The organism is Salegentibacter sp., from assembly GCF_036568425.1.
Taxonomy (GTDB): domain Bacteria; phylum Bacteroidota; class Bacteroidia; order Flavobacteriales; family Flavobacteriaceae; genus Salegentibacter.
Window position 1 is genome coordinate 1 of record NZ_DATCSO010000113.1, and the last position, 10,305, is coordinate 10,305.

The 10,305-nt window shown below is 40.4% G+C and carries 13 protein-coding genes; 8 read left to right on the forward strand and 5 right to left on the reverse strand.

The features are described 5' to 3' along the window. The 3 genes from VIM94_RS13160 to VIM94_RS11290 form a co-directional block, all read right to left on the reverse strand. The coding region (locus VIM94_RS13160; RefSeq protein ID WP_414707178.1) for a GTP-binding protein at positions 1–78 on the reverse strand (78 nt) is incomplete at its 3' end. A gap of 98 nt (positions 79–176) precedes the next feature. Next, complete coding sequence (locus VIM94_RS11285; protein ID WP_332039402.1) at positions 177–377, reverse strand: hypothetical protein; 201 nt, start codon at positions 375–377, stop codon at positions 177–179. A gap of 41 nt (positions 378–418) precedes the next feature. Next, on the reverse strand, positions 419–904 hold the full coding sequence (locus tag VIM94_RS11290) for a DinB family protein (RefSeq protein ID WP_332039403.1): 486 nt from the start codon (positions 902–904) through the stop codon (positions 419–421). A 148-nt stretch (positions 905–1,052) separates the two neighbouring features. On the opposite strand from VIM94_RS11290, the gene kdsA reads away from it, so the two are divergent. From kdsA to VIM94_RS11310, 4 genes are all read left to right on the forward strand, one after another. Then, positions 1,053–1,871: a 3-deoxy-8-phosphooctulonate synthase gene (gene kdsA / locus VIM94_RS11295; protein WP_332039412.1), complete on the forward strand. Its 819-nt coding sequence runs from the start codon at positions 1,053–1,055 to the stop codon at positions 1,869–1,871. Positions 1,872–2,003: 132 nt separating this feature from the next. After that, entirely contained in the window at positions 2,004–3,104 is a 1,101-nt protein-coding gene (locus VIM94_RS11300) for a hypothetical protein (RefSeq protein ID WP_332039413.1), read from the forward strand. A 26-nt stretch (positions 3,105–3,130) separates the two neighbouring features. After that, entirely contained in the window at positions 3,131–4,753 is a 1,623-nt protein-coding gene (locus VIM94_RS11305) for a BCCT family transporter (protein ID WP_332039404.1), read from the forward strand. Between the two features lie 10 nt (positions 4,754–4,763). Then, on the forward strand, positions 4,764–5,621 hold the full coding sequence (locus VIM94_RS11310; RefSeq protein WP_332039405.1) for a universal stress protein: 858 nt from the start codon (positions 4,764–4,766) through the stop codon (positions 5,619–5,621). A gap of 109 nt (positions 5,622–5,730) precedes the next feature. On the opposite strand, the gene VIM94_RS11315 is transcribed toward VIM94_RS11310, so the two are convergent. Then, positions 5,731–6,561, reverse strand: coding sequence for an endonuclease/exonuclease/phosphatase family protein (locus VIM94_RS11315; protein WP_332039406.1), 831 nt, complete (start codon positions 6,559–6,561; stop codon positions 5,731–5,733). A gap of 121 nt (positions 6,562–6,682) precedes the next feature. Here VIM94_RS11315 and VIM94_RS11320 point away from each other — a divergent pair, with 121 nt between their 5' ends. From VIM94_RS11320 to VIM94_RS11335, 4 genes are read left to right on the forward strand one after another with little or no spacing between them, the layout of a single operon-like run. After that, complete coding sequence (locus VIM94_RS11320) at positions 6,683–7,318, forward strand: hypothetical protein (protein ID WP_332039407.1); 636 nt, start codon at positions 6,683–6,685, stop codon at positions 7,316–7,318. Next, a complete protein-coding gene (locus tag VIM94_RS11325) occupies positions 7,319–7,627 on the forward strand; it encodes a transcriptional regulator (RefSeq protein WP_332039408.1) in 309 nt (102 codons plus the stop codon). Positions 7,628–7,646: 19 nt separating this feature from the next. After that, complete coding sequence (locus VIM94_RS11330; RefSeq protein ID WP_332039409.1) at positions 7,647–7,979, forward strand: hypothetical protein; 333 nt, start codon at positions 7,647–7,649, stop codon at positions 7,977–7,979. Positions 7,980–8,013: 34 nt separating this feature from the next. Continuing rightward, the gene (locus VIM94_RS11335) at positions 8,014–8,793 is read left to right on the forward strand and encodes an oxygenase MpaB family protein (RefSeq protein ID WP_332039410.1); all 780 of its coding nucleotides are present in this window, start codon (positions 8,014–8,016) and stop codon (positions 8,791–8,793) included. Between the two features lie 41 nt (positions 8,794–8,834). On the opposite strand, the gene VIM94_RS11340 is transcribed toward VIM94_RS11335, so the two are convergent. Then, positions 8,835–10,058 carry an NAD(P)-dependent oxidoreductase gene (locus VIM94_RS11340; protein ID WP_332039411.1) on the reverse strand — a complete coding sequence of 408 codons (1,224 nt, stop codon included), beginning with the start codon at positions 10,056–10,058 and terminating at the stop codon, positions 8,835–8,837. Positions 10,059–10,305 lie beyond the last annotated feature (247 nt).

Genomic DNA, 10,305 nt, shown 5'->3' on the forward strand with positions numbered 1-10,305 from the left:
ATACATTATTTTATCAACCAGGGTAGTTTTTCCGTGGTCAACGTGAGCAATAATTGCAATGTTTTTAATAGCTGTCATATAAGCGCCTCATTTTTAAAAGTCTGCAAAGGTACGCCTATTTTTAAAGAATCCCCTGCTAAATTCCTGAAAATGGGAAAATAATGCCTAAAGTATGCTTATTTATTTGTTTGCCTGTTTTTCAGGTAGATAAAGCCAATTAAGTATAATGCTCCAATAACCCCAAAGCCTATTGGCAAAAGAAACTCTTCTTGTTTCTGAGTTAGGAAGAAGGCTACCGCCGCAAACATTATCCCTGCATTGATCAGGCATCGTTTAGGGGTATAGAATTTCTGAAATTGTTCTTTTAATGCCTGCATAGTTGGAATTTTGCTGCAAAGCTACAGCTTTTCTAAAGAAGCTATTGCTCATCTGCCGAAGGACCGTAAGTAGCCGGAACGGGGATATCCAGCAACCTGAAATAAACACCTAACTGGGCCCGGTGATGAGGAATTTGATTTAGCACCATCATTCGCAGCACATTGAATTTAGGCATATCCATAAGGGTTTTTCCTTCGTGAACCATTTTCCAGTTCTTTTCAAATTCGCTATCCGGTTTTTTTAGGGCGGCTTCCGCTTCAGAGGTATTATTGTACAGTACTTTCAGGATACTTTCAATATTCCCAAAATCGGGCGGCTTATAACCTTCCATATCCATTTCCTCCAATTCCATAGTAGCCGTGATCCAGCTGGGGATTTCAGCAAGATGATTGGCCAGCTGCCTTATGCTCATCGATTTTGGATGAGGTCTCCAATCTAATCTATCCCGCGGAATTCGTTTTAAGAATTTTTCGGTTAAAACTACTTCATGCTGTAGTTCAGAAATAAGACATTTTTGAAGTTCCATCAGGCTCAGGATTAATTGATTAAAATTACAATTAAATCCTGTTGTATGGTAATAATTGCTTCGGAATAAATTAAGGGAAAACCCTTTTTTTATGAAAATTGCACCTGCAGTGGAATTCAGCTATCTTTGCAGCAGAAATACTTCTGATATGAAACTTGATAAAATTCCGCAGCTAAAACATATAGATTCCAACAACTTTTTCCTCCTGGCAGGTCCTTGCGCTATAGAAGACGAAGATATGGCCCTGCGCATTGCAGAGAAAGTAGTCGAAATAACCGATAAGCTTGAAATTCCTTACGTCTTTAAAGGCTCATTTAAAAAAGCTAATCGCAGCAGGATAGACAGTTTTACGGGAATTGGGGATGAAAAGGCACTAAAGATCCTGCGAAAGGTTTCAGAAACATTTAAAATCCCTACAATAACCGATATCCACGAAGTTAGCGATGCCGCCCTGGCAGCTGAATATGTAGATATCCTGCAGATTCCGGCCTTCCTGGTTCGCCAGACCGACCTTGTTGTGGCAGCAGCGAAAACCGGAAAGACCATCAATCTTAAAAAGGGCCAGTTTATGAGCCCCGAAAGCATGAAACATGCCGTAACCAAAGTTACCGATTGCCAAAACGAGCAGGTGATGGTTACCGATAGGGGAACAATGTTTGGTTACCAGGATATGATCGTAGATTTCCGGGGGATTCCTACAATGAGAGAATTTGCACCTACAGTGCTGGATGTTACGCATTCGCTACAACAACCCAATCAAAGCAGCGGCGTAACCGGTGGTCGTCCCGATATGATCGAAACTATAGCCCGCGCCGGAGTGGTAAACCATGTAGACGGACTCTTTATAGAAACCCACTTTGATCCTGCCAATGCAAAAAGCGACGGTGCCAATATGCTTGATTTACAATACCTTGAAGCTTTATTAAGTCGCCTGGTTAGGATTAGAAAAACAATAAATGAATTTTAAAGTTTTCTTAAGAGTCCCCTCATAACCAACCATTTTCTAATTATTTCCTTAGATTTAAGCAACTAACCAATTTCTTGCTTAATGCGCCGTTTTCAAAATTCACCTAAAATAAGGAGTTTCTTGGTTTTATTCATGCTGGCATTGCTTTATCCTGTTACCGGTTGGTCTCAGGAAGAACCTGAAATTGCTGTGGGCGGAGCCCTTAGATATAATTACAACCTCTCCTCCTGGAAGGAAGGTCAAAAAACCAGAGGCGGAGATTTTGGATACGATATGTTTCGGGTAAACTTTAACGCGAAATATAAAGGATTGTACCTTAATGCCGAATACAGGCTTTATTCAAATGCCTTTGGCGGGGGAGTGATGAAACAGGGCTGGATGGGTTACTGGATTAATGATTTAGATGAAATTCAGCTTGGACTAACCCAGGTTCCCTTCGGAATCCAACAATATAATTCACACAATTGGTTCTTCAACCTCACCTATTATATGGGACTGGAAGACGATCACGATATGGGAATAAAATATGTGCATTACGGAGATACTTTTGAATATCATCTCGCATTTTTTAAGAATTCTGAAGAATTACGCTTTGGGAGCGACACCGAATCTTCCCCCAGCCGGTATTCCTATGATGTCGCCGGAAGGAATAAAGAGATAAACCAGGTTAATGGTAAGTTCGTGTATAAATTCGGGGAGCAGGCAGCCAACAGGTTGGGACTTTCAGCTCAGTATGGCTCACTTTATAATCTGGACACTAAAGAAACCGGAGATCATTACGGGCTGGCTGCACATTACGAAATCACCTATAAGCGCTGGAACCTGAAGGCCCAGGCGCTAACCGCATCCCATAATCCCGAGAATGCTGCGGGGGAAAGCCGTGACGAGGTTACAATGGCTGCTTACGGCGCACCCTACCAGGTAGCTTCCGATTTCGAATTGTATTCTCTTGCTATATCCAGAAATATTCCAGTGAATTGGGGACCGGTATCTAACCTGGAATTTTACAACGATTTTGGATTTATGAACAAAAGGAAAAATTCCTTTACAGATTCCTTCATGAATGTTACAGGAGTCCTGGTCACGGCGGGGCATATTTACACTTATATAGATTATGCTGCTGGTTATAATCACTCCTGGTTAGGCGGTAATTTTATAGATGATTTTGCCCAGGGAAATCCTGATGCCAAATGGGAAGCAAGATTCAATATTAACCTGGGATATTATTTCTAGGCCAATTAATAAAGAAAACTAAAACTATGACAAAAAAAGTTGTAAGAAGCGACGAAAGGACAAGCATTTTTGGGCTGGAACTTAACGGTCCAGTTTTCTTCACATCTACTTTCATTATAATCGCAAGTATTGTATTAACCCTCGTCTTTCAGGAACAAGCAGAATCTTATTTTGACAAAATTCAGACTTTTGTAGCTAATAAAGCAGGTTGGTTTTTTATTCTCTCGGTTAATGTGTATTTGATTTTCATGATTTACCTGGCCTTTAGCAAATTCGGAAATTTGAGGATAGGAGGCCCTAAAGCTAAACCTGAGTTCAAAACCATTTCCTGGTTTGCAATGCTATTTAGCGCAGGAATGGGTATTGGTCTACTCTTCTGGAGTATTTCTGAACCTGTTTTTCATTTTAATACTCCCCCAATGACAGAAGGGGGTACGCCCGAAGCTGCCCGCCAGGCTATGAATTTCACTTTTCTACACTGGGGGTTTCACGCCTGGGCTATTTATGCCCTTGTAGGTCTCGCCCTGGCCTATTTCGCCTATTCCCGTGGACTTCCACTCACAATACGTTCGGTTTTTTATCCCTTTCTTGGAGACCGTATCTATGGAAAAATTGGAAACATTATAGACATTTTTGCAGTTTTGGCCACTCTTTTTGGCTTAGCCACCTCCCTTGGATTAGGAGTAAAACAAATAGCCGCCGGCCTGGAGCACGTATTCGCCATAGACAAAGGAATTACAACCCAGGTAATACTGATTGCCGGAATTACGCTAATCGCCACAATTTCTGTGGTATTAGGAGTAGATAAAGGGGTGAAAGTCTTAAGCGAATGGAACATGCGTATTGCCGTTCTCCTTTTACTGCTGGTGTTAGTGTTGGGACCTACAATTTTCATCTTTAAATCCTTCGTTCAAAATACAGGAAATTACTTCTACAGCTTTCTACAAACAGCCACCTGGACTGAAAGCTTTACCGGTAAGGATTGGCAAAACAGTTGGACTGTGTTCTATTGGGGCTGGTGGATAGCCTGGTCTCCCTTTGTAGGAATGTTTATCGCACGAATTTCTAAAGGACGAACTATACAGGAATTTATCCTCGGGGTGTTGATCGTACCTTCCCTGGTAACTTTTTTCTGGATTTCTGCCTTTGGAAGCTCGGCCATACAAGAGGCTTTACTGGGAAATAATGCGATTGTTGATGCGGTAAATGAAGATGTAGCGATCGCACTCTTCGTCTTCCTGGAGGAATATCCTATAGCCATAGTTTTAAACCTTGTGGCAGTGCTATTAATTGCAGGATTTTTTGTCACCTCTTCAGATTCAGGTTCCCTGGTGATCGATAGTTTAACTTCAGGAGGTAAAATTGATGCTCCGGTGGGGCAACGAATCTTTTGGGCACTTACCGAAGGCGCCGTAGCCGCTGTATTGCTTGTGGGAGGAGGATTACAGGCCCTCCAAACCGCATCTATAGTTACGGGACTACCCTTTGCCTTCATTCTGCTTTTCATGTGTTACTCACTTTATAAAGGACTTAATGAAGATTTGAAAAAGATAAAGCAAAAAGAATCCCAAAAAGAGCTTGAGAATTATGAAGAAATAGTTGCAAACATCGTTAAGAAACGTAAGGATAATACAGCTTCTAATAAATAAAAAATAAGCCATGACAGAAATTAAAAATATACTCGTCGCCTTAGACCTTTCTAATATGGATGACACCCTCATTGAATACACGTCTTTTATTTCAGATTTACTTGGGGTAGAAAAGGTCTATTTTGTACACAATATTAAAAAATACGAGATCTCAGAACTTTTCAAGGAAGAGTTAAAAGATCTGAATCTTGACAAAATAATCGGGGATGAATTGGACGAGAAAATTTCCTCCTCTTTCAAAAGCAACACAGCCTGGGAAGTTTTAATTTCTGAAGATCCTTATACAGAATCCCTTATTCATTACATTTCGCATAAATACTCAATAAATCTTGCCATTTTAGGTAACAAGGCTTCAGACAAAGGAAGTGGTGTGGTTAGCAGCAAACTATTACGTATGCTGAAATGTGACCTGCTTAGCATTCCCCCAACTGCTAAACCTGAAATTAATAACATCTGGGTTGGAACAGATTTTTCAAAACCCTCCCAGGAGGCTTTCCATAGAGGAGCAAGACTGAAAGATCTAACCTCAGCTAAAATAAATGTAGTACACGTATATAATGTCCCGGTACAATTCACTCCTTACCTGGTTAAAGAAGAGGTAGCCCCTAAAATTGAAAAACATGTTAGGGAAAAAGCCGCAAAATTCATGAAAAAGCTTAATTACGAAAAAGAAAGTAGTTTGAAGATCTTTGCCGGACGAGATGCCAGCGCAGGTGAAAAACTGCTTGTGGAGGCTAAAAGAGATAAGGCAGATATGCTTATTTTAAGTGACAAAGGCAGTAATGCAGTTTCGGCGTTAATGGTAGGTAGCGTAACAGACGAAGTTTTTAATAAGGAACTACCGGTTCCTTTATGGATAACCAAATAGCTAAGCTGAACCACCGATAATACTAAGTTTACAACCTATCTTCAATAATTCAGAAACCGGAATCGGCCAATGCTGATTCCGGTTTTTTTTAGTAATATTATTTTCAGGATTATTTCAATTCCAATTTTACAAAAACAGGCAGATGATCTGAAGGATATTTTAATTCCCGGGAATCGCTTAAAACGGCATATTTCAACACCTTTATATTGTCACTGGTAAAGATATAATCAATTCTTCTATTTACCGGTTTGTTGAATTCATAGGCATTAAAAGTGCCTTCGGGGCCAAAATCAAGGTCGGCTACCTTCTTAGAATCATTCATTTTTTCAGAAAGGAATTTAATTCCTGACGCATCGGGTTCCAGGTTGAGATCTCCCATAAGAATCACGGGCAGGCCTTCAGTATTTAATTCTGAAATCTTTTTGTAAATCAGTCTCGCACTATTTTCCCGGGCCTCTTTCCCGATATGATCGAAATGAGTGTTGAAAACCCAGAATTTTTTATCTGAAACCTTCTCCCGAAATTTTCCATATGTACATACTCGTTCCATTGCCGCATCCCAGCCCACGGAAACTTCCTCCGGAGTTTCAGAAAGCCAGAATGTTCCTTCATCCAGGATATCCACTTCCCACAGGTTATAAAAGATCGCACTGAATTCTCCTGCTTCCTTTCCGTCGTCACGGCCAACTCCTATATATTTGTAATTATCCATCTCGTTTTCGAAATGTTTAAGTTGACTAATTAATGCTTCCTGAACCCCGAGAATACCAGGTGCGTAAAACCTGATCTGCCTGGTTATATGATCTTTCCGTTGAGACCAGGAATTTTCTCCATCGGTCTCGTTGGCAAATTTGATATTATAAGACATCACTTCCAGTTCCTGCCCCTGAAGATTGAACTGAAAAAACAGAAGGGTAAATAGTAAAAAAGCGTATTTCATAGGATTTCAATTTTATGCAAAGTTCGCAATAATTCACAAGCCAGGATAATGATTCTTTTTTCGAGGGGAATGTAAATGAAATGATTTTTTTTACTTACTTTGTATCTCAAAGTACTTTTTAATGGAAAATGAAAAATATCTACGGGATCTAAGCGAGATCAAAAAAATGATGAGCAGCTCTTCCCGTTTTATTTCCTTTAGTGGACTCGCAGGAGTATTTGCGGGATGTTATGCCATATTAGGAGCATTGGTAGCAGGCTTCCTCCTTTCAGAACAAGCCAGTAATATGAGTAAGGCTTCGGAAGTCATGATTTTTGGTGACAATAATCTTGTAAACCAATTATTCTACATAGCCCTTGCAGTCCTCGTTTTGGCCATTGGAACCGCCATTGCACTGACCACATATAAAGCAAAGCGAAATAATCAAAAAATCTGGGATAGCACGAGTAAAAGATTATTGATCAATTTTTCTGCTCCCCTTATAGCCGGCGGAATTTTTTGCCTGGTTTTGCTACAAAATGGAATGATGCAGCTTTTGGTACCTTCCATGCTCATTTTCTATGGACTGGCTTTAATTCACGCCAGCAAATACACTTATAGCGACCTTAAATCTCTGGGATATACAAATTTGGTTTTAGGACTAATCTCAACCCAGTTCCCTGACTACGGATTGTATTTCTGGACAGCAGGCTTTGGCCTTTTCCACATTCTTTATGGCATTTGGATGTATAATAAGTATGAACGCAAACCCGAGTAGATGAAAAACATCATCGGTAATATCAATAAGGCTTTTGATAATAGGGTGAGATTGGGAATTATGAGTGTGCTAATGGTAAACGAGTATGCCGATTTCACTAACCTTAAAGAGGTTTTGGGCGTAACCGATGGGAACATCGCGAGCCATATGAAAGCCCTGGAAAAAAAAGGCTATGTAAAAGTAGAAAAATCATTCATTGATCGGAAACCCAACACGCGCTACAGCACGACAAAAGCGGGCCGGGAAGATTTTAAAAAACATATAGAAGCGATTGAAAAACTTTTAAATCAAAATCATAAAAAAACATAGCAAAAAATACCAACGCACTTTGAATTTCAAAGCACTTACACAACAACAAGCTTTAATTCTAAATATTTTGAAAAACAGGAGATTATTATTTATCGTACTAATTGTGGCAGTTCTTTTACTCATTCCTTTGATCGCTATGCAGTTCAGTAAAGAGGTGGTATGGACAGCTTCCGATTTTATTATTGCCGCAATCTTGCTTTTAGGAACCGGGTTGGCAATCGAATTTGTATTAAGAAAAGTAAAAACCACCAAAAACCGGATCATTTTATCAGGAATCATTCTGGCCGTGCTTTTCTTAATTTGGGCAGAATTGGCAGTTGGGGTTTTTGGAACAGCTTTCGCAGGTAGTTAATCCTGTTTGAACAGGAAATAAGATGATGCCGGAGATGAAAAAACCTGAAATGGAATATTTTGTAGATCAGGATTCGATCGTACGTGAAATCTGGGGAAAAGGAGATACCATTCTCTTTATCTTCGCCGGGGCCTCGGCAGAATTTGCGCTCAACAAAGCGGTAGACTGGCTATATTATACCGGGAGACTGCCAAATGATCCCCTGGGCAGGCTTTTTTCCACGGTTTCCTATGCCCGAAAAATAGTTTTTTCTGAAAAAAATGCTGCGCTTAAAGCCATTGATTCTATCGCTTCAATTCATTCTGCCGTAGAATCTAAACGCGGAAGAAGGATACCTGATTGGGCTTACAGGGATGTGCTTTTTATGCTCATCGATTATTCCATAAGATCTTATGAACTCCTTGAACATGAACTGGGCTTAGCTCAAAAACAAGAGGTCTTCAATGTATTTATAAGGGTTGGAAAAAGAATGCGGTTGCAGGGGCTCCCTGAAAATTTTGAAGATTTTCAAAAGATGCGGAAATCACATCTTGAACAAAACCTTGAAGCAGGAGAGTATACCAGGGATCTCTATCACCGGTACCGAAGACATCTCGGGCCAATGCGTTACCGCCTATTGCTCGAAACACAAATTTATATCACTCCAAAGAAAGTCAGAGAACTTTTATCGCTACGGAAATATTCTCTGCTCAGGTTTCTGATCCCTCCATACAAACTAAGCCGAAGAATTAAACTAGACCAACTATTACGATCTATGATTCTTCCCACAGCCTATCATGATGAGATAAACTCCCTGGATCAAGCCGGAAATTAAGCCTTTTCAGGAAGCAATTAAATAGCGCTGAGGCTCATTCATTAATCTTCTTGCCTGATGGCTTCCCCAATTACATAATCTTCGAGGTAAATGAACCTCCCGGTTAATTTACCTTCGCTGGTCATCTTAGCCCTTTTTAGCACCCCATTTACATCATCATTAAAAAACGCAGGAATTACGTTTTCCATGAACATCTCTCCAAAACCTTCACTGGCATCTTTTGGGAGTTCACACGGCAAATTATCTACCGCCATAACCAGGATAGAATCCTTTTCCCTGAAATCTACTTCCGTTTCATTCCGGGCATCATAACCATAAAAGGGTTCTGCTATGGTTGAGGGTCTGATAGTGCTGGCAATAGGTTCAATAATATCGCAGGAGATATCGGCGATGTATTTTATTTTAAAATCCGGCGATTTGGCATCTTCAGCAGTAAAGAAAACCGGCGCCCCATCACCATAAAAATGGCCGGCGATAAACATATCACTAATTCTGGCAAATCGCATAAAATCAGATTCATATTCTTCAGGATGCTTGTAGAAGTCTTTGTTATTTTTCACACAGCCATCCTTGCGTTTATTGTAATCCAATACGTCAATTAAACAAAAAACCGCTTCCTTGAAATCCTTATTCAAATACTCGTCTACTCCTACCTGTTTTATTCCTAAATGATCCAGGATCTCTTTAGCCCCATGAGCCACTTTTCCGCTTCCAGTAAGCACGATCTTTATCGACGGAATTTTTATCTTATCCAATTCTGTACACATCGCATCCAGGTCAGGCAGGTTCTCTGCTTTTGGAAGCTCAAAAAGCCCTTCTTTCAGTCCTATTCCACGGAATCCGTTATAGGCTCCTACCAGTCCGGCATATCTACCAAAACCAATAAGCCGGGCTCCGTTCTCCTTCACGATCACCTCATGATCATAGAGTTCGATATTTTTCTTCAGGATTTCCCTTAACAGGTCCCGGTTATAGGGCTGTTTCTTGATAGTATGAGAAAAGAAAAAATATTTTTTATCCGGAATAAGCGCCGGCAAAGGTACCTCTTTCACTCCCAGCATCACCTCGCAGTCTGACACATCGTCCGTCACCTCAAACCCGGCTCTTCGGTAGGCTTCATCAGAAAAAATACGAATATCAGAACTCTCAACCTTAAACCTGGCCTCAGGGAATTTTTGGCATATTTCCTGAAGTTTTTCGGGAGAAAATACCACTCTGCGATCGGGCGGAGTCTTGCGTTCTTTTATAAGGGCGAATTTTATCATTTCTGGTATGTATTTTGCGTAGTAATGAGTGAGTTCCAAAGATATAATTTTATTAGTATCTTTGCAGGCTCAGATCAGTTAAGAATACCTAATCATATGTTCTTTTATTTATGGGGTCGACTTGGTTTTGACAGCGAGTCTAATTGAGTTGTAAGCACGTCGAGCGCTGGGATATAGCTCGTAAATCTCATATTTCACACTTTTTTAAACGGCGAGAATAACTACGCCTTGGCTGCGTAACCGAATC

Excerpts from the sequence above, each read along its gene's own strand:
- VIM94_RS11285 (WP_332039402.1), bottom strand. The coding sequence starts at position 377 with ATGCAGGCATTAAAAGAACAATTTCAGAAATTCTATACCCCTAAACGA.
- VIM94_RS11290 (WP_332039403.1), bottom strand. The coding sequence starts at position 904 with ATGGAACTTCAAAAATGTCTTATTTCTGAACTACAGCATGAAGTAGTT.
- kdsA (WP_332039412.1), top strand. The coding sequence starts at position 1,053 with ATGAAACTTGATAAAATTCCGCAGCTAAAACATATAGATTCCAACAAC.
- VIM94_RS11300 (WP_332039413.1), top strand. The coding sequence starts at position 2,004 with ATGCTGGCATTGCTTTATCCTGTTACCGGTTGGTCTCAGGAAGAACCT.
- VIM94_RS11305 (WP_332039404.1), top strand. The coding sequence starts at position 3,131 with ATGACAAAAAAAGTTGTAAGAAGCGACGAAAGGACAAGCATTTTTGGG.
- VIM94_RS11310 (WP_332039405.1), top strand. The coding sequence starts at position 4,764 with ATGACAGAAATTAAAAATATACTCGTCGCCTTAGACCTTTCTAATATG.
- VIM94_RS11315 (WP_332039406.1), bottom strand. The coding sequence starts at position 6,561 with ATGAAATACGCTTTTTTACTATTTACCCTTCTGTTTTTTCAGTTCAAT.
- VIM94_RS11320 (WP_332039407.1), top strand. The coding sequence starts at position 6,683 with ATGGAAAATGAAAAATATCTACGGGATCTAAGCGAGATCAAAAAAATG.
- VIM94_RS11325 (WP_332039408.1), top strand. The coding sequence starts at position 7,319 with ATGAAAAACATCATCGGTAATATCAATAAGGCTTTTGATAATAGGGTG.
- VIM94_RS11335 (WP_332039410.1), top strand. The coding sequence starts at position 8,014 with ATGAAAAAACCTGAAATGGAATATTTTGTAGATCAGGATTCGATCGTA.
- VIM94_RS11340 (WP_332039411.1), bottom strand. The coding sequence starts at position 10,058 with ATGATAAAATTCGCCCTTATAAAAGAACGCAAGACTCCGCCCGATCGC.